The organism is Dactylosporangium aurantiacum (assembly GCF_000716715.1).
Taxonomy (GTDB): Bacteria; Actinomycetota; Actinomycetes; order Mycobacteriales; family Micromonosporaceae; genus Dactylosporangium; species Dactylosporangium aurantiacum.
This window is the reverse complement of sequence record NZ_JNYJ01000009.1, coordinates 76,741-95,055: the sequence shown is the minus strand read 5'-3', so window position 1 is coordinate 95,055 and position 18,315 is coordinate 76,741. Positions and strand designations below refer to the sequence as shown.

Below are 18,315 nucleotides of genomic sequence, written 5' to 3'. Positions count from 1 at the left end.
GTGCGCGGATGGAGTCCGCGGCCCTGCCCGCCCCGCTGACCAGCCTCGTCGGCCGGGACGCGGAGGTGCGCGCCGCGGGCCGCCTGCTCGCCGCCGGGCACCGGCTGGTGTCCCTGGTCGGCCCGGCCGGCAGCGGCAAGACCCGGCTCGCCGTCGCGGTCGCGGCCGCGGCGACGACACCGGTCTGGTTCGCCGACCTCACCACGATGCGCACCGGCGGCCACACCGACCGCCAGGACCCGGCGGCCGACGCGGCCGGGTTCGTGCTCGACGCGTTCGGCGCGGCCCGCCGCCCGGACCTCGACGCCGTCGACACCCTGGCCGCCGCCGCCGGCGACGCCCCGGCGCTGCTGCTGCTCGACAACTGCGAGCACGTCGCGGTGCCCGTCGCCGCGCTCGCCGCCCGGCTGCTCACCGCCGCGCCCGCCCTGCGCCTGCTGGTCACCGGCCGGCAGCCGCTCGGCCTGCCCGAGGAGACCGAGGTGAGCGTCGCCCCGCTGGACGACGCCACCGCGCTGCGGCTGTTCGAGACCCGCATGTTCGAGCGGACCGGCCGGCCGCTGCCCGCGGCGCACCGCGACGGCGCCGCCGCCATCTGCCGCGCCCTGGACGGCCTGCCCCTCGCGGTGGAGCTCGCCGCCGCCCGCGCCGCGCTGCTGTCCGTGCCCGAGGTGCACCGGCTGCTCACCGACCGGTTCCGGGTCCTCGCCGACGCGAAGGCGCCCGGCCCCGAGCACCACCGCACGCTGCGGGCGGCCCTGGACTGGTCGTACGAGCTGCTGTCACCGGACAAACAGGCGCTGCTGCGGCAGCTCGCCGTCTTCCAGGGTGGGTGGAGCCCGGCGGCGGCCGCGGTGCTGCCCGCCCACCGGCCGGGGCTGCTCGACGCGCTCGCCGTGCGCTGCCTCGTGGACCGGCATCCCGCCGGCCGGCGGGGCAGGATGCTGCAGACGGTCGCCGCGTACGCCGCCGCCCGCCTCGCCGAGGTCCCCGCGGAGGAGGCCGCGGCCCGCGACGCGCACGCCGCCCACCACCTCGACCTCGCCGAGCGGGCCGCCGCCGGGATCCGCGGCCCCGACCAGCGTGACCTGCTGCGCCGGATCACCCTGGAGCAGGACAACCTGCGCGCCGCGATGACCTGGCTGTCCGGCCGCCCCGGCACCGGCGCCGCCGACGACCTGCGCCTGGCCACCGCCCTCGCGCCGTTCCAGCATTTCACCGGGGTGTACCGGCAGGGCCGCGACTGGCTGTCCGGCGCCCTCGCGCGGCGCCCCGGCGCACCACCGGCGGTGCGCGCCGCCGCCTGCTCGGCCGCCGCGACCCTGGCCATGCTCGACTGCGACTACCCGGCCGCGGCGGGCCTCGCCGAACGCGCCCTGGCCGACGCGCCCAGCCACGACACGCAGATCCGGGGCCGGCTGCTCACCCTGCTCGGCAGCGTCGAGCGGGAGCGCGCCGACTATGCGCGCTCCGCCCGCTTCCTTCGGGAGGCCATCACGCTGTACCGGGCCGCCGGCGACGCGTGGGGTGAGGGCCGCGCCGCCCAGCTGGCCGGCGGCACCGCGTGGCTGTCCGGCGACCTCGCCTCGGCCGCGGCGCTGCTGGACGCCAGCCTGGCCGCGTTCCGGGACCTCGCCGACGACGAGTCCGTCGCCTCGACCCTGACCCACCTCGGCGCGGTCGCCCACTTCGGCGGCGACCAGCCGAGCGCCCGCCGGCACCTGGTGGAGGCCCTCGACCGGTTCACCGAGCTGGCGTTCCCCGAAGGCATCGGCTGGGCGCAGGACCTCCTCGGCCGGGTCGACCTCGCCGACGACGCGGTCCCCTCCGCCGCCGAACGCCTGCGCGCCAGCCTCGCCGTCCACCGCCGCGTCGGTGACCGGTGGCGGTCGGCGAGCGTCCTGGAGGCGTTCGCCGAGGCCCGCCGCCGCCTCGGCGACCCGGCCCACGCCGCCGCCCTGCTCGGCGCCGCCGACGTGATCCGGCGCGAGATCGGCGCGCCCACCCCGGCCTGCGAGCTGCCCGCCCGCCGGCGGACGGAGACGGCGCTGCGGGCGGCGCTGCCGGAGGTCGCGTTCGACCGGGCGTACCGCTTCGGCGAGCGCACCGCAGTCGACGAGCTGCTCGACCTGTCGGGCTCGGCCGGGCACCTCGCCCTGGCCCGCCCCTGAGCGTGGTGATCGGCCGGACCGGCCACGGACACGGGCCGCCGCGGACCACACTCGGAGCGTGACCACGATCGGCCCAGACCCCGCGGCACCCCCGCCGTTGCGCCCGGCCATGCCCCATCCGGTGGCGGCGCAGCCGGTGGGGGTGCCGCCGGCGGGGGTGCCGGTGCCGGGGTCGACGGTGTGGGGCGCCGACGGCCCGCCTGCGGGGGCGTTCCTGACGATGCCGGCGCTGCGGCTGCTGCTGGCGGAGACGCTGCACCGGCCGGGGGCGTTGACGACGGTCATCGACGAGCTGGTCGCGCACCTGCAGCGGCTGCCGCCTCCGGGTCGCCGGCCTTCGCCGGTCGCGCCGGGAACGCCGCTGTCGCCTGGGACGCCGCCAACGGTCACACCGCCCCGGCCGTCGCCCGGCACGCAGCCTTTGCCGGCACCGCCCGGGACGTCGCCATTGCCGATACCGCCCGGGACCTCTCCGCTGCTGATCCCGCCGCCGACACCGTCCGGGACCCTGCCGCCGACACCGTCCGGAACCCCGCCGTCGACACCGTCCGGGACCCCGCCGTTGCCGATGCCGCCCGGCACCCCGCCGACACCGCCCGGAGCCCCGCCGACACCGCCCGGAGCCCCGCCGACACCGCCCGGGACGCCGCTGCCGCCGCCCGGGACGCCGCTGCCGCCGAACGCACCTGCGGGTCAGCCGGCCGTGCTGCCGGCGACACCCGCGACAACGCCGGGTGCTCCACCGCCGCCTCCCCCGGCGGGCACCGCGCCCCTCGCACCGCCGGCGCCGCCCGCACCGCCGGCGCCGCCCGCACCGCCGGCGCCGCCCGCACCGCCGGCGCCGCCCGCACCGCCGGCGCCGCCCGTCGCGGCGGGAGCCGCGCCTCCTCCGCTGGCTCCGGCTCAACCCCCGGTCACGCCGGCGACCGTGCCGCCGGCAGTGCCCGTGCCCGGGTCCGTGCCGGTGGTGAGCCGGCTGCTGGTGCCGGGGCGGTCAGGTGAGGAGCGGCCGGGACCCGTCGCGGCCGAGCCGGGTGTCCAGCCGGCGCGGGGCGTGGTCCACGACCTGCGGGCGCTGCTGCCCGACGAGCCGGCGGCGCAGCGGGAGGTGCTGCGCGAGGCGGTCGGATGGCTGGTCGAGCACGTCGACCAGCCGCAGGTCCTCGCGGCCCGGTGTGCGGAGCTGGGGCCGGTGGTGGCGCAGCTGGGCGTACCGCCGCAGCGGCTGGACCAGCTGGCGGTGCTGTTCGTGGACCTGCTGCGGGCCAACCCGCCCGGGGTCGTGGTGCGCCGCGACCAGGAGGAGGCGTGGGCCACCACGGGGCGGCTGGTGTCGCGCTGGCTGGCCGACGGCGCCGCCGCGGCCGCCCACGAGCCGGCGAGCTGGAGCGCGCCGGTCGTCGCCCATGAGCGGTCGGGCGCGGCGGCGGCGGTGGTGACGGTGCGCACGTACCTGCCGTACCCGTGCCTGCCCGGGCAGCTGGCGCCGGTCGAGCCGCCCCGGCTGCCCGGGCGGTGGCGGCGCTGCTGGGTCGGCGACGTGCCGGCCGCCGGCAACACCGTGCGGCTGCACATCGCCGCGCGGCCCGGGGATCCGGCCGGGGCGGACCTCGTGGAGCGCACCGCGCCCGGTGACGTACTGCGGCTGCGCCCCGCGGTCGGGCCGCCGGCGGCGGACCCCGGGTCGGCCCGGCCGCTGCTGGTCGTCGTCGCCCGCGACACCGAGGCACCGGCACGGGCGCTGCTCGGCGCGCTGCGGGCCGCCGGGGACCGGCGGCCGGTGACGGTGTTCTGGCCGGCGGCCGCCGAGCGGGACCTGTACCGCCTCGCCGACCTCGCCCCGGAAGGCGCCCTGCTGATCCGCGACCGGTTCACCGCGGCGGCGGGCGGGGACTGGGCGGGGCATGACGCGTTCGTGGCCGGTGACCCCGCCGCCGTCGCCGCGACCCTGACGGCGGTGCGGGCCGCCGGCGTCCCCGCCGACCGCATCCGTACCGCCGCGGACGGCCCGGCCCCCGACTGACAGTGAGGGTGCAGGTGCGGGGCACCCGGGGGTCTGACTCACCGACCGACCGACGTTGCTGTCCTTCTGACGATTCCTCGACCGGTCCGGGTGACCCGCTTCCGCACGTCACCGGTGGCGGTGATACTCACGGCGAGCCTCACCACGCCGCCGCGGTCGACCAGATCGGGCGGGTGGCCACCGCCGGCGACGACCCCGACCGGTTGCGTTCCGAGGCCCGCCCTGGCCCACCTGTGCGGAGCCGCGCCCGTCCCGGCCAGTTCCGGACGCACCGACCGGCACCGCCTCAACCACGGCGGTGACCGAGCCGCCAACAACGCCCTACACACTTGACTTCCATAGGAGCATCGACCCCGACGCCCGGCCGGTCAGACGGCCGCGTCAGACGGCCGCGTCAGACGGCCGCGTCAGACAGCCGCGCCTTCACCCACACGGGTGACATCGGTGCCCGTCGCACCACCCGCGCCGCGCGTGGCGTAGCGCACCAATCGCCGGAATATGCGAGTTTTGTCAGATTGCTGTCAGCGATAGGGCGGTCCTCTAGCTTCGGCTCATCTGCCCTACTTCGTGGAGGTGAGATGGGGATCCGGAAGGGTGTCGCCGTCGCGGTCGTGGCGGGTGCCGTCGCGGCAGGGGCCGCCGTCGAGGCCGTGCCGGCGTTCGCCGCCGACTACGGCGCGGTCCGCGGCGTCGTCGCGTTGACCAACTCCGCGCGTGCCCGGGCGGGCTGCGGCCCGGTCACGCTGAGCCCGCGGCTGAGCTACGCCGCGTGGCTGCACTCGAGGGACATGGCCGGCCGCGGGTACTTCTCGCACGGCTCGCCCGGCGGCGGCTCGCCGGGCACCAGGGTCGCGTCGGTCGGCTACCGCTGGTCGTCGTACGGGGAGAACATCGCCTGGGGCCAGCGCAACGCGTACGAGGTCATGGGCGACTGGATGCGCAGCCCCGGCCACCGGGCGAACATCCTCAACTGCCGCTTCCGCAACGTGGGGGTCGCGGTGGCGTACAACGGCCGCGGTGTGCCCTACTGGACCCAGGACTTCGCCAGCCCACGCTGAAGGCGCAGGACGGGCGTTCCCGCGGGCACCGACGACCGCCCGCGGGAACTCCGCCATGTCCGCCCCGATATCGCATTTCCCGATCATTTCCGCCGGCCGCGCGACGCGGCCGGCGTGCCGCTGTTCCCGGCCCGAATTCCGCACGGCTGGCAATTCCCGGAGACCCCACGGAATGGTTGTCGAGAAACGACAACACAACCATGCCTTTCGATCTTTTTTCGCCGGCCCGTGGTGCCGGCGGCGGACGGAGGATCTCCTCGGCGGACCCGGGCGGCCGGGAGATCTTGCGGCATTCAGCCAGTTCACAGCCAGGGTTCACCACGTGTTGCCCGGTTGGGCTGGACAGAACGGGCGCCGGACCGCCTAATGGAATGCACCCGCCGGACCCGCAACCCGACGGCCCCGCAGCAGCACGTCCAGCCCGCACAACACCGCCATCCGCCGCACTTTCCAGCATTCGGCGCACCATGCGTCACCAGCCGGACACGGCCGTGGTCGTTCGCGGCCGCACACCACCATCCGCCGCGTCACTCTCGTCACTCGAAACACCACCCTGGGTAGCTCGCACCCTTCTTCCGGGAGGCCCGCCGTGAACGACATCCTCACCGAGGCAACCGCCGCCGCGTACGTGGCCGCCGCCGGGTTCCGGGTCGGTCCGGTCGGTCGGGTCGGGGTGGAGCTGGAGTACTGCGTGCGCGACCTGAGCCGGCCGCTGCACCGGCCGGCCCCGGAGCTCCTCCTCGACCTGCTCGCCCACCTCGGCAACCCGCTGCCCGGCGGCAGCGGCGTCACCATCGAGCCCGGCGGGCAGCTGGAGCTGTCCTCGGCGGTCGGCGCGTCGATGGCCGACTGCGTCGCCGCGCTGGGCCGCGACCTCGCCCTCGTGCGGTCGGTGCTGGCCGGCCACGGGCTGATCCTGGACGGCACCGGCCTCGACGACGTACGGGCGCCGCTGCTGGTCACCGACCACCCCCGGTACGTGGCGCTCGCCGAGTACCACGACCGCCGCGGCCCGAAGGGGCTCGAGGTGATGTGCAACTCCGCCTCGATCCAGGTCTGCCTCGACGCCGGCGTCGACGACGCGGACGGCGTCGACTGGGGCGGTTACCGGCGCCGCTGGTGGCTCGCCGACGCGATCGGGCCGGTGGTCATGGCCGCGTTCGCCAACTCGCCGCACCGCTCCCGGTCCGGCCGGCGCTGGGTGTCGCACCGGCAGGGGCTGCGCTTCGGCACCGACGCCAGCCGCACCCGGGCGCCGCGGCGCGACGACGACCCGCGCGCCGCCTGGTCCCGCTACGCCCTCGCCGCCAAGGTCGCGATGATCGCCGGGCCCGGACGGTGGCACGTACCGGCGGGACTGACGATGCGCGCGTGGCTGCGCGGGCACGGGCCGCGCCCCGTCACGCTGGAGGACCTGGAGCGGCACCTCGGCACCCTGGTGCCGCCGGTGCGCCCCCGCGGGTACCTGGAGCTGCGGATGATCGACCAGCAGCCCGGCGACGGCTGGGTCGTGCCGGTCGCGGTCGTCACCGCCCTGCTCGACGACCCGCAGGGCGCGGAGGCGGCGGCCGCGGCGACCGAGCCGCTGCGCTCGCCGCTGCGCCGGCACCGCGACTGGGTCGGCGCGGCCCGCGAAGGGCTCGCCGACCCGGCGCTCGCCGCCGCGGCCCTGGCCTGCTTCACCGCCGCGGGTGACGTCCTGCGGCGGCAGGGTGCCCCGCTCGCGGTCCGCGACGCGGTCGGCGAGTTCACCGACCGGTACGTCGCCCGCGGCTCCTGCCCTGCCGAGGACCGCCGCGAGCAGCGCCGGAAGGTCCGCGTCGGCGCCGGCGGGTGAGGCGCGCGGGTGTGGTATCAACGGGGTGACGATTCCCAGCGCCGCCGTGCGCGACCACACCGAGGAGCCGAGCCCGTGCGGGACATCGCCGTGTTCAGTGGCAGCGCGCACCCCGAGCTGGCGGAGGAGATCTGCGCCCAGCTCGAGGTGCCGCTGCAGCCCGTGCGGGTCGACCGCTTCGCCAACGACTGCCTCGAGGTGCAGCTGCAGGCCAACTGCCGGGAACGCGACGTGTTCCTCATCCAGCCGCTCGTGCCGCCGGTGCAGGAGCACCTCGTCGAGCTGCTGCTCATGCTGGACGCGGCCCGGGGCGCCTCGGCGGCGCGCACGACCGTGGTCATGTCGCACTACGCGTACGCCCGCTCCGACAAGAAGGACGAGCCGCGCATCTCCATCGGCGGGCGGCTCGTCGCCGACCTGCTCAGCGCCGCCGGCGCCTCCCGGGTGCTGACGCTGACCCTGCACTCGCCGCAGGTGCACGGGTTCTTCAGCGTGCCCGTCGACCACCTGCACGCGCTGCGCGAGCTCGCCACCCACTTCCGCGGCCTCGACCTGTCCAACAGCGTGGTCGTCTCGCCCGACCTGGGCAACGCGAAGGCGGCCTCGGCCTTCGCCCGGATGTTGGGTGTACCGGTGGCCGCCGGCGCCAAGCAGCGCTTCAGCGACGACCGGGTGGTGATCAGCGCCGTCATCGGCGACATCGAGGGCAAGGACGTGATCGTCCTGGACGACGAGATCGCCCGCGGCAGCACCATCATCGAGCTGCTCGCCCGGCTCCGCGAGCGCGACGTGGCGAGCGTCAGGGTCGCCTGCACGCACGGGCTGTTCACCGACGGGGCCCTGGACCGGCTCGCCGCGCAGCCCGACGTGGTGGAGATCGTCTGCACCAACAGCGTGCCGATCCCGAAGGCGAAGTACGTGCCGAAGCTGCGCGTGCTGTCGATCGCGCCCGCGATGGCCGAGGCGATGCGGCGCATCCACAACGGCGAGTCGGTCAGCTCGCTGTTCCACTGACGGACCGACCGGCGCATGCGCACAGACCAGCCCCCCGACGCCGCGCCGCCGCGCGCCACCCCGGCCCCGCCCCCGGCCGGCGGTGCGGGCGCGGCCGCGGGCGGTGCGGGCGGCACGCCGGTGGTCGGGGTGCTGGGGCCGTTGCGGGCCGGGATCGGCGGGCGGGCCGTGGACCTCGGCGGGCCGCGGCAGCGCGCGGTGCTCGCCCGGCTCGTGGCCGCCGGTGGGCACGTCGTGCCGACGGACAGGTTCATCGACGACCTCTGGCAGGGGGTGCCGCCGCCGAAGGCCCTCGCCGCGCTGCAGGTGTACGTGTCGAACCTGCGCCGCGCCCTCGAACCCGGCCGGGCGCCGCGGACCCCGGCGAGCGTGCTCGTCACGGTCGCGCCCGGGTACGCGCTGCACCTGCCGACCGGCGCCGTCGACGCGTGGCGGTTCGAGGCGCTGCTGCGCGACGGCAGCGCGATCGCGGAGCGCGACCCGGCCCGGGCCGACGGGCTGCTGCGGGAGGCGCTCGCGGCGTGGGCGGGCCCGGCGTACGCCGAGTTCGCCGACGAGCCGTGGGCGGTGCCCGAGGTGGGCCGCCTGGAGGAGCTGCGGCTGGTGTGCGTCGAGGCGGGCGGGCGGGTCGCGGTGCGCCTCGGCCGGGCCGCGCTCGTCGTGCCGGCCCTGGAGCGGCACGTGCGGGCGCACCCGCTGCGCGAGGAGGCCGTGCACCTGCTGGCGTCGGCGCTGTACGCCGCCGGCCGGCAGGGCGACGCCCTCGCCGCGCTGCGCGCCGCCCGGGACCGCCTCGCGACCGAGCTGGGCGTCGACCCGGGGCCGGGGCTGCGCGCGCTGGAGGCGGACGTGCTCGCGCAGGCGCCGCACCTGGCCGGCGGCGGCGAGGCCCGGCCGGCGGACCCGGCGCCGCGGGCCGCCGCACCGGACGTGCCGGAGCCCGCCGCCACCGCGGCCGCTCCCCCGTCCGGCCCGCCGACCTGGCCCGCGTCGTCGGATGATGTGCAGGGTAAACCTGGATCCGCGACGACCTCGGAGGGCTTCGGGCGGGAACGGGAGCTGGCCGCGCTCGGGCGGATCGCCGAGGAGGTCCTGCGCGACGGGGTGCGGGTCATGTGGGTCGGCGGGGAGGCCGGCGCGGGCAAGACGACGGTGCTGCGGATGTTCGCGGCGCGGCTCGGGTGGCGGGTCGCGTGGGGGCGCTGCCCCGAGGTGGACGGCGCGCCGCCGGCGTGGGCGTGGAGCGAGGTGCTGCGGGCGCTGCCGCGGGACGGCGCGGCCGCGGACGCCCGTCTCGCCCCGCTGCTGTCCGCCGGCTCCGGGGCCGCTGCGGAGCGCCAGGGCCCGCCCGCTTCGAACCACACCGCCGCGCCCGCCACCGCGTCCCTGGCCGCATCCGCCGCCGCGCCCGCCACCGCGTCCCTCGCCACGTCCATCGCCGCGTCCATCGCCGCGTCCGCCCCCGCGTCCCTGGCCACGTCCACCGCCGCGTCCGCCGCCGCGCCCGCCGCCGCGTCCGCCGCCGCGCCCGCCGCCGCGTCCGCCGCCGCGGAGCACTTCGGCACGCCCGCGCCGGACCATGCCACCGCCGAACACTTGGGCCCGCCCGCTTCGGGTCACGCGGCCGGGCCGGTGGGGGGTGGGCAGTTCGCGCTGGCGCAGGCCGTGGCCGAGCACCTGAGCGGGTTCGGGCCGCTGCTGGTGGTGCTCGACGACGTGCACCGCGCCGACGGGGAGACGCTGCAGGTCCTGCGGCACGTGGCGGTCACGCTCGAGGACCGGCCGCTGCTGCTCGTCGCCACCCACCGGCCCGGCGAGTCGCAGCCGGACCTGGACGCGGTCCGGGCCGCCCTGGCCGGGCGCCGCGCCGCCGACGTCGACCTCGGCGGGCTCGACGCCGATGCCGGCCGGGCGTTGCTGCGCAGCCTCGGCGTGCCCGGCGTCGCCCTGGACGTGCTCGTCGAACGCACCGGCGGCAACCCGCTGTTCCTCACCGAGACCGCCCGGCTGGTGTCCGCGGAGGGCGCCGACAGCGCGGTGCGGGCCATCCCGTCCGGCATCGGGCACGTGCTGCGGCGGCGGCTGAGCCGGCTGCCCGCGACCGCGCAGACGGTGCTGCGGCACGCCGCGGTCCTCGGCCGGGACGTCGACATCGACGTGCTCGTCGCCGCCGAGGGGTCCGCGGAGGACACCGTGCTGGACGGCCTGGAGGCGGGCGTGGTGTCGGGGCTGCTGGAGGAGCCGGCGGCGGGCCGGGTCAGGTTCACGCACGCGCTGCTGCGCGACGTCCTCTACGACGACATGCCCCTGCTGCGCCGCCGCCGGCTGCACGCGCGGGTCCTCACCGCCCTCGAGGAGCTCGGCTCGGCCGACGTCGCGGCGCTCGGCTACCACGCCCTCGCCGCCGCGACGCCGGCGACCGCGGACACCGCCGCCGGGTATGCCGCCGCCGCGGCCCGGCAGGCCACCGGCCTGTACGCGCACCGCGAGGCCGCCACCCTCTACCGCGGCGCCCTGGACGCCGGGCCGCTGCCACCGGCGCGCCGCCACGACCTGCTGTGCGGGCTGACGTCGGCGCTGGCCAACGCGGGTGACGTGACCGCCGCGCGGGCCGCCCGGGCCGAGGCTCTGCGGGCCGCCGCGGACGCCGGGGTGCCCGCGTACGCGGCGCTGACCGCGTACGACGCGCCGGTCGCCTGGACGATCCGCGCCGAACGCGCCGTCGACACCGCCCTCGTCGCCCAGAGCTCGCAGCGTCGCCCGGGACCGCGCCCGAGACCGCGCCAGGCACCGTGCCCGGGACGAAGCCCGGCACAAAGCTCGCAGCGTCGCCCGGGACCGTGCCCGACGCGGCGACGCGGTGCCGGTTGCTGGTGGCCCTCGTCTACGAGCTGGAGGGCGACGACCTGGCGCGCTGCGACGCGGCCAGCGCCGAGGCGCTCACCCTCGCCGGCGACGACCCGCTGCTGCGCTGCCACGCCCTCAACGCCCGCTACTTCGCCGTGCTCAACCCGGCCCGCCGGCACGAGCTGCCCGCCGTCGGGGCGCGGCTGCTGGAGGAGGCGACCGCGGCGGGTCTCGTGCAGTTCCAGGCGCAGGCGCACCACGTGCTGTTCCAGGCCGCCCTCGAGCGCAACGACCTCGCCGCCGCGCAGGAGCACGTCGACCGGGCGGTGCGGCACGCGACCGCCGGGCAGCTCGGCGTGGCGCTGTCGGTGATGGCGCTGTTCGGTGCGGTGCGGGCGCTGCTGGCCGGCGACCCCGCGACCGCCGAACGGCTCTACACCGAGCTGACCGCCCGCATCGCCCGCACCGGCCAGCCCAACGCCGCCCTCGTCGGCATCGCCGGGGTGTTCTTCGTGCACCTCGCCACCGGCAGCACCGACACGCTGCTGCCCATGCTGCGGCCGGTGTACGAGCGGCTGCCCGACGCCCTCAACGACTTCATGGTCCGCGCCCTGCTGGACGCCGGCCAGGTCGAGGAGGCCAGGCGGATCTGGTCGCCCGACGCGGTCGCCGTCCGGGAGGACTACTACTGGCTCGCCTGGATGGGCCTGCGCGGCTGGAACGCCGCCGCGCTGCGCAGCGAGCCGCACGCCCGCGACTGCTACGCGGCGCTGCTGCCGTGGGCGGGGCAGTTCGTCGGCCTCGCCAGCGGCTCGCTGACCGGCCCGCCGGTGGACCTGATCCTCGCCGACCTGGCCGGCGTGCTGGGCCTGCCGGAGGCGGCCGCCGCGCACCGCGCCGCCGGACACGCCCTGGCCGCCGCGATCGGCGCGGTCCCGTGGCTGGTCAGCCCGTCGGGAAGATGACCGCCTCCCGCTTGGCGAACCTGCGCCGGGTCGCCGCCAGCAGCACCCGCAGCACCGGTCCCGCCATCCGCTTGAGCTCGGCGAGCTCCTCCGGCGTGGCGTACCGCTCGATGCGCGGCAGCTCGAAGCCCAGCTTGCCGCCCTTGCGCACCGCCGCCTCCACCTTCGCCCAGTCGGCGTCGGACACGTACCGGCGGATGACGGGAAACACGGTGCGCTCCTCGTCCTCGATGTGCTCGTCGAGCAGGTCCCGCAGCGTGCCGAGCACGTCGGCGAGCCGGTGCGCCGCGGCCCGGTCGTGCGGCGCGGCGGCCAGCGCGCGGGCGTCGCGGCGGATCGCGTCGAGCAGCGGGTCGAGCTGCCGGTGGTCGTCGGTGAGGTCGCGCAGGTCGACCTCGGCGCCGGCGCTCGCCTCCAGCACCGGCCACAGCACGTCGTCCTCCGCCTGGTGATGGTGGTGGATCCCGTCGCAGAGCGTCTCCAGGTACGCGGCGATCGCCGTGGCCCGCCCGGCGGTGCTCGGCGTGACGCCGTCGGCGATGTCGCGCAGCAGCGTGGCGAAGCGGTGCGCGTCGCCGCGCATGGAGCGGTGGTTCACGGTGATCCCGACAAGGTTCGGCACGGTGTTGTCTCCTTAGGTCAGCTGGTGCTGGTCCGAGTTGACCGCCCCGCACTTGGTCGGCACTTAAAGCCCGGTTGCCGTCGGGAACGACCGTCAGCCGAACGCGCGGATCGTGCGGTCGCCGACGAGCAGCAGCCGGCCGGAGGCGAGCATCAGCTCCGCGGCGGTGTCGGTGTACCCGGCCAGCCGCAGCCGGCGCACGACGTGGCCGTCGGCGGCGCGCAGCACGACGATCTCGGTGAACTCCGACGCCGGGGTGAAGTTGCCGTGGTGGACCGCGGCGTACACCTGGCCGCCGCCGCTGACCAGCGACGCGTGCAGGGCGTTGTACGCGTACCCGGGCAGCGCCAGCGGGGTCGCCCAGGCGGCGGCGCCGGTCGCCGGGTCGTAGCGGCGCACGGTGCCGGTGAGCCCGTAGCCGAACACCGCGCCGCCGCCGGCGGACAGCCCGTCGACCCACTCGTCGGCGGCCGTGGTGCCGCGGCACCAGCGGGCCGCGCCGGTCGCGGGGACCAGCGAGCACAGCGCGTCGGTGCCGGCGCCGGCGGCCAGCAGCGACCCGCGGTGCCCGGTCAGGGCGAACCCGGGCCGGATGCGGGTCCACCGGCGCACGCCGGTGCGCACGTCGAACGCGAAGAGCAGGCTCGCCCCGCCGCTGCCGTCGCCGGTGCCGCTGACCGGGCCGTACGCGGCCTGCACGACGGTGTCGCCGGCGACGGCCGGGGCGCCGCCCGCGTCGCCGTCGACCGCGCCGGACCAGGCGAGGGTGCCGTTGCGGGTCCGGTACGCGCGCAGCCGGTGCCCGGTGCACAGGTCGTGGCACTTCGGCCCGCTGGTGACCAGGACGTGCCCGCCGGCGACGGTGAAGGGCAGGACCGCCTCGTCGTCGGGCAGCGTCACCTCCCACCGGCGCCGCCCGGCGTGGTCGTAGGAGGCGAGCCGGCTGCGGGTGCCGTCGGCGTCGAGGCTGCGCACGTACAGGGCGCCGTCGACGTCGGCGAGCTGCTGCGGGCGGCGACCGGCGAGCGCGCCGAGGACGGTGACGGCGCCGGTGCGCACGTCGACGCGGCGCAGCGCGCCCTTGCCGTAGACGACGGTGAGCCGGCCGCCGGCGACCGCCGCGCCGCCGACCGTGTCGTCGCGGCCGGCCTGCCGCTGCCACACCTGGCGCCGCACGTCGAGCCCGCCGGTGCCCGGCTGGTAGTTGTCGTTGGCGGCGCCGCCGCCGTGCTGCGGCCAGTTGCCCGGGGTGGCCGCCGGCGCCGCCGCGGGGGTCGCGAGCAGCACGCCGGTGACGCACACGGCGGCGACCGCCGCCATCCTGCTGATCATGGTCCCAGCGAAGCAGGGTGAGGTTGCAAGGTGGTGAGAACCACCGCACTCCCACCCGCCCGTGTGGCCGCTGAGCTGCACCGCGTGCCATAGTCGGGGTGCGGCGGCACGCACCTGTGCCGTCCCGGACGAGTCACGTCGTACCCGGCCCGACAAGACGGCGTGGTGTCCGGGAGTGCGCCATGTTCGTCCAGGTGTTCGGGTCGCTGTGTGTGCTGGTGCCGTTCGTGCTGGTCCAGCTGGGCCGGTTGTCGTCGACGTCGCGCTGGTACGGCTGGCTCAACCTCACCGGTTCCTCGCTGCTCGCGGTCGAGGCCGCCATCGGCCACGACTGGGGGTTCCTGCTGCTGGAGGGCGTGTGGGCGGCCGTGTCGCTGCACTCGCTGACCAAGGTCAGGGCGGACAACGCAGACGTACCGGTCGAGTGACACCGGTGGCCGCCGCCACCCGCAACCATTACCGTCGATATATGGACGCTCCGTGGCTGGACCTGTACGGTGCGCAGTTCCACGCGGATCCGTACGGCGAACTGGCCCGGCTGCGTGAGCAGAGCTGGTACGCGCGGACCGCGATCGGCACGGCGGTGCTGCGCCACACCGAGGTGCAGCGCCTGCTGCAGCTGCGCGAGCTGCGCACCCCGGGCGCGGACCTCCTGGCGTTGCAGGGCATCACCGAGGGACCGCTCGTGGACACCATGCGCGGCTTCCTGCTCAACACCGACGGCGAGCCGCACGCCAGGGTCCGGCGCCTGGTCAGCGGGGCGTTCACCACCCGCCGGATCGAGGCGTTCCGCCCGGTCGTCGCGCGCATCGCCGCCGACCTCGTCGCGGACCTGACCGCCACGTCCCGCTGCGACTTCGTCGCCGCCTTCGCGCAGCCGTTCGCGCTGCGGGTGCTGTACACGTTCGTCGGCATCCCGGTGGACGGCTCGGCCGACGTGCAGCGCTGGACCGCCGACGTCGGGCTGCTGTTCGGCATGGACGTCGCCGCCCACCGCGACCGGATCACCGCCGCCCTGGCCGGCCTCGACGCGTTCCTCGACGACCTGCTCGCCCGGCGCCGCCGCGAGCCACGCGACGACCTGCTCAGCGCCCTCGTCACCGACGGCCGGCTCACCGGCGCCGAGCTGCGCGCCATGGTCGTCACCCTGATGTCGGCCGGCCAGGGCACGGTGCAGCACCAGCTCGGCACGGCGATGGCGGCGTTCCTCGCCCACCCCGGGCAGTGGCGGCTGCTCGGCGACCGGCCCGACCTCGCCGCCCGCACCGCCGAGGAGGTCGTGCGCTACTGCCCGTCGGCGCTGCTCGGCGTACCTCGGATCGCGAAGTCCGACGTCACCGTCAACGACCTGGTCCTGCCTGCCGGCAGCTGCGTACTGCCGGTGACCGGCGCCGCCAACCGCGACCCGCGCGTGTTCCCGGCCGCCGACACGTTCGACATCACCCGCATCGGCGCGCCGCACCTCACGTACGGCGGCGGCATCCACTTCTGCCTGGGCGCCGCCCTCGCCCGGGTCGAGCTGCAGGAGTCCCTGCCCCGGCTCGCCGCCGCCCTGCCCGCCCCACGCGCCGACGGCCCCGCCGACTGGCTGCCGCCCACCGAGGCCGTGTACGGCCCGACCCACCTGCCGATCGCGTACGGGACCTGAACCGGCCCCGCCGGCACGGCCTGGATCCGGCGACCGCGGCGCCGGCGCAAGACCGGCCCGGGTCAGCTCGACGCGGCGGTGACGATGGCGGCGCGCAGAGCGTGCAGGGCGTGGGTACGGGCGCCGGCGAGCGACGGGTGGTCGGTGCGGGCCGCGGCGCGAACGGGGACGTGGCGGGGCAGGCCGGCGAAGGCGGTGCGCACCGCTTGGAGGACCGGCGGGTGGCTGCCCCAGGGGCCGCCGAGCACGACGAGCGCCGGGTCGGCGAGGGCGACCGCGGCGGCCAGGACGCCGGCGACGGCGGTGCCGATCACGGGCAGGACGCCGGGGGCGGCGGCGAGCAGGGACGGCACGTGGATCGCGGTGGAGTCGGGGCGGCGCAGGCGCAGGGCGGCGAACACGTCGGTGAAGGGCATCGCGCGGCCGCCGGGGCCGGTGGTGATCAGGTGCGCGATCTCGCCCGCGAAGCCGGCGTGGCCGCGCAGGACCTCGCCGGCGCTGACGACCGCGCAGCCGAGGCCCTCACCGAGGTACACGTAGACGAAGTCGTCGCCGGCGTGCTCGGCGCGGGCGGCCCAGTTGACGTCGTTGTCGACGGTGACGGGGCCGGTGACGTACGGGGCGAGCAGCTGCACCGGGTCCAGGTCGCCGACGAGGAACGGGGCGTCGGGCAGGTGGACGAGCCGGCCGGTGCCGCGGTCGACGGGGTCGGCGGCGCTGACGGCCGCCACCCGCACCGGACCACCGCCGCCCGGCAGGCCCGAAGCACCGCCCGTCAGCTCGCGGGCGACCGCCACCAGCGCCGCCGCCACCCCTTCCGCGCTGGCCGGGCGCTCCACCGGCCGCGCGGCCCGGGCGAGGACGGTGCCGTGCGCGTCGAGACGCTCGGCCACCACCCCGGACGGCGCGATGTCGATGGCCAGGGCGGTCCCCGCCGACGGTGACAGCCCGTAGTACGTGCCGATCCGCCCGCGGCCCGTGGTCCGCTCCCCCGTGTCCACGACGAGGCCGGACGCGGTGAGCCGGCGCATGCTCTCCGACACCGTCGGCTTGGAGATGCCGGCCAGCGCGGCGAGCTCCGCCCTGGTCAGCCGGCCGGCGTCCATGAGGGCGCGCAGCACGTGCTCGTCGGACAGGGAGCGCAGCAGCTCCAGCGAAGGCTTGACCGGCGTCACGCGGCGATTCTAGTCAGGACTCTTGCCTAAAACCGCGACCCGCCGTACGGTCATCTAGTAAGGAGTCCTGACTAGAAGGAGCGCGACGCCATGCCGGTCCAGACCGCACTGCCGCACTGGGAGACCACGCCCGATGACCTGCGCGCGGCGACCCGCGAGGTCAAGGCCGCGATCAGGGCGCGGATCGCGGCGTCCGGGCGCACGGTCGAGGAGGTGTTCGCCGTCGTCCAGCGGGGCGTCGAGGCCGAGGTCGCCGACATCGAGGCGGCCCGCGAGCGCGGCGAGACCGTCTGGCCCGTCATCGACTACGCCGACATCGCCGCCGGCACGGTGTCCGCGGCCGACCTCGCGCACCTGCGCCGCCGCGGCTGCCTGGTGGTGCGCGGGCACTTCGACCGGGAGCAGGCGCTCGGCTGGGATCGCGAGATCGTCTCGTACGTCGAACGCAACGCCTTCTTCGAGCAGTACCGCGGCCCGGCCGACGACTTCTTCGGCAGCGTCGCGTCCAAGCCCGAGATCTACCCGATCTACTGGTCGCAGCCGCAGATGCAGGCCCGGCAGAGCGACCGGATGGCGGCCGTGCAGGCGTTCCTCAACGGACTGTGGAAGCACGAGTCCGAGGGGGTGCGGTGGTTCGACCCGCGGCGCGACGCCATGTACCCGGACCGCATCCGCCGCCGCCCGCCGGGCGCGACCTCCGGCGGGCTGGGCGCGCACCTCGACCCCGGCACCCTCGACCTGTGGCTGACGCAGGCCTACCAGCAGGCGTTCCGGCACCTGTTCGACGGCAGCGTCGAGCAGTACGACCCGTGGGACGCCGCCTACCGCACCGCCGGGCCGCAGTACCCGGGCTCGACGATGTGCTCGGCGTTCCGCACGTTCCAGGGCTGGACCGCCCTGTCGGACATGGACCACGACCAGGGCGTGCTGCACACGGTGCCGATCCCGGGCGCGATGGCCTGGCTGATGCTGCGCCCGCTGCTGCCCGACGTCGCCGACGACGACATGTGCGGCGTCACGGTCAACCAGGCGTTCCCCGCCGGCGACGAGCGCTGGCACGGCCCGCTGCTGCGCGCGCTCAGCGGCATCCCCGACGTGCGCGCCGGCGACTCCGTCTGGTGGCACTGCGACATGATCCACTCGGTGGCACCGGTCACCGACCAGCGCGGCTGGGGCAACGTCATGTACATCCCGGCCGCCCCGTGGTGCCCGCGCAACGAGGCGTACAGCGCGTCGGTGCGCGCGGCGTTCCTCACCGGCTCCAGCCCGGCGGACTTCCCGGAGGAGCACTACGAGCGCGACTGGCCGGGCCGCTTCACCGTCGAGCAGCTCAACGCCACCGGCCGCCGCGGCCTGGCGATCGACGGCTGAGCAGCGTGGTGGCACCGCCGGCGTGGCTTCCAGGTGCCACCCGGGCGCTGGGATGCCGCGCTTCGCGGTCGGCGGGCACCTGGGCGCCGCCGCGGTGCGCGCCGGCTTCGCGTACCTCAGTCCTGGCTCGCGGCGGCGCCGGAGGGGTAGCGCAGGTGACGGCGTGCGCGGGGTGGTCTGCCGCCAGTCGTCGAAGACCGCCGCGAGGTCGGCGTGGCCGGCGTCGGCCAGGTGCAGCAGCTTGTGCCGGGC

General features: G+C 76.8%; 12 protein-coding genes, 1 pseudogene and 1 riboswitch. Of the genes and pseudogenes, 10 read left to right on the top strand and 3 right to left on the bottom strand.

The genetic code is table 11. The features are described from left to right. Positions 1-8 precede the first annotated feature (8 nt). The 7 genes and pseudogenes from OP18_RS52380 (at position 9) to OP18_RS12745 (ending at position 11,322) form a co-directional block, all read left to right on the top strand. The gene (locus OP18_RS52380) at positions 9-2,171 is read left to right on the top strand and encodes an ATP-binding protein (RefSeq protein WP_052386632.1); all 2,163 of its coding nucleotides are present in this window, start codon (positions 9-11) and stop codon (positions 2,169-2,171) included. Between the two features lie 946 nt (positions 2,172-3,117). Continuing rightward, positions 3,118-4,194, top strand: a complete 1,077-nt coding sequence (locus OP18_RS12765) for a hypothetical protein (protein WP_156089481.1) — start codon at positions 3,118-3,120, stop codon at positions 4,192-4,194. 179 nt (positions 4,195-4,373) lie between these two features. Next, positions 4,374-4,521 (top strand): annotated as a pseudogene (locus tag OP18_RS55070) (transposase); the annotation flags it as partial. A 251-nt stretch (positions 4,522-4,772) separates the two neighbouring features. Next, positions 4,773-5,252 carry a CAP domain-containing protein gene (locus OP18_RS12760; RefSeq protein WP_052386631.1) on the top strand — a complete coding sequence of 160 codons (480 nt, stop codon included), beginning with the start codon at positions 4,773-4,775 and terminating at the stop codon, positions 5,250-5,252. 589 nt (positions 5,253-5,841) lie between these two features. After that, positions 5,842-7,089 carry a glutamate-cysteine ligase family protein gene (locus OP18_RS12755; protein ID WP_033359049.1) on the top strand — a complete coding sequence of 416 codons (1,248 nt, stop codon included), beginning with the start codon at positions 5,842-5,844 and terminating at the stop codon, positions 7,087-7,089. A gap of 75 nt (positions 7,090-7,164) precedes the next feature. Beyond that, positions 7,165-8,103 carry a ribose-phosphate diphosphokinase gene (locus OP18_RS12750; protein ID WP_033359048.1) on the top strand — a complete coding sequence of 313 codons (939 nt, stop codon included), beginning with the start codon at positions 7,165-7,167 and terminating at the stop codon, positions 8,101-8,103. Positions 8,104-8,118: 15 nt separating this feature from the next. Continuing rightward, positions 8,119-11,322, top strand: coding sequence for an ATP-binding protein (locus tag OP18_RS12745; RefSeq protein WP_052386630.1), 3,204 nt, complete (start codon positions 8,119-8,121; stop codon positions 11,320-11,322). A 573-nt stretch (positions 11,323-11,895) separates the two neighbouring features. Here OP18_RS12745 and OP18_RS12735 read toward each other — a convergent pair. Then, positions 11,896-12,537: a hemerythrin domain-containing protein gene (locus OP18_RS12735; protein WP_033359046.1), complete on the bottom strand. Its 642-nt coding sequence runs from the start codon at positions 12,535-12,537 to the stop codon at positions 11,896-11,898. A gap of 93 nt (positions 12,538-12,630) precedes the next feature. After that, entirely contained in the window at positions 12,631-13,869 is a 1,239-nt protein-coding gene (locus OP18_RS12730) for an outer membrane protein assembly factor BamB family protein (protein WP_081970694.1), read from the bottom strand. A 100-nt stretch (positions 13,870-13,969) separates the two neighbouring features. After that, a riboswitch (guanidine-III (ykkC-III) riboswitch) is annotated at positions 13,970-14,036 on the top strand. Between the two features lie 15 nt (positions 14,037-14,051). Here OP18_RS12730 and OP18_RS12725 point away from each other — a divergent pair. Both OP18_RS12725 and OP18_RS12720 read left to right on the top strand, forming a co-directional pair. Beyond that, positions 14,052-14,297, top strand: a complete 246-nt coding sequence (locus OP18_RS12725; protein ID WP_033359044.1) for a CBU_0592 family membrane protein — start codon at positions 14,052-14,054, stop codon at positions 14,295-14,297. Positions 14,298-14,338: 41 nt separating this feature from the next. Then, on the top strand, positions 14,339-15,517 hold the full coding sequence (locus OP18_RS12720) for a cytochrome P450 (RefSeq protein WP_033359043.1): 1,179 nt from the start codon (positions 14,339-14,341) through the stop codon (positions 15,515-15,517). Positions 15,518-15,579: 62 nt separating this feature from the next. Here the strand turns inward: OP18_RS12720 and OP18_RS12715 are convergent, their stop codons facing one another. Further along, the gene (locus OP18_RS12715) at positions 15,580-16,692 is read right to left on the bottom strand and encodes an ROK family transcriptional regulator (RefSeq protein ID WP_033359042.1); all 1,113 of its coding nucleotides are present in this window, start codon (positions 16,690-16,692) and stop codon (positions 15,580-15,582) included. A 90-nt stretch (positions 16,693-16,782) separates the two neighbouring features. Here OP18_RS12715 and OP18_RS12710 point away from each other — a divergent pair, with 90 nt between their 5' ends. Then, positions 16,783-18,063, top strand: coding sequence for a YbiU family protein (locus OP18_RS12710; RefSeq protein WP_033359041.1), 1,281 nt, complete (start codon positions 16,783-16,785; stop codon positions 18,061-18,063). The last annotated feature ends 252 nt before the right edge of the window (positions 18,064-18,315 follow it).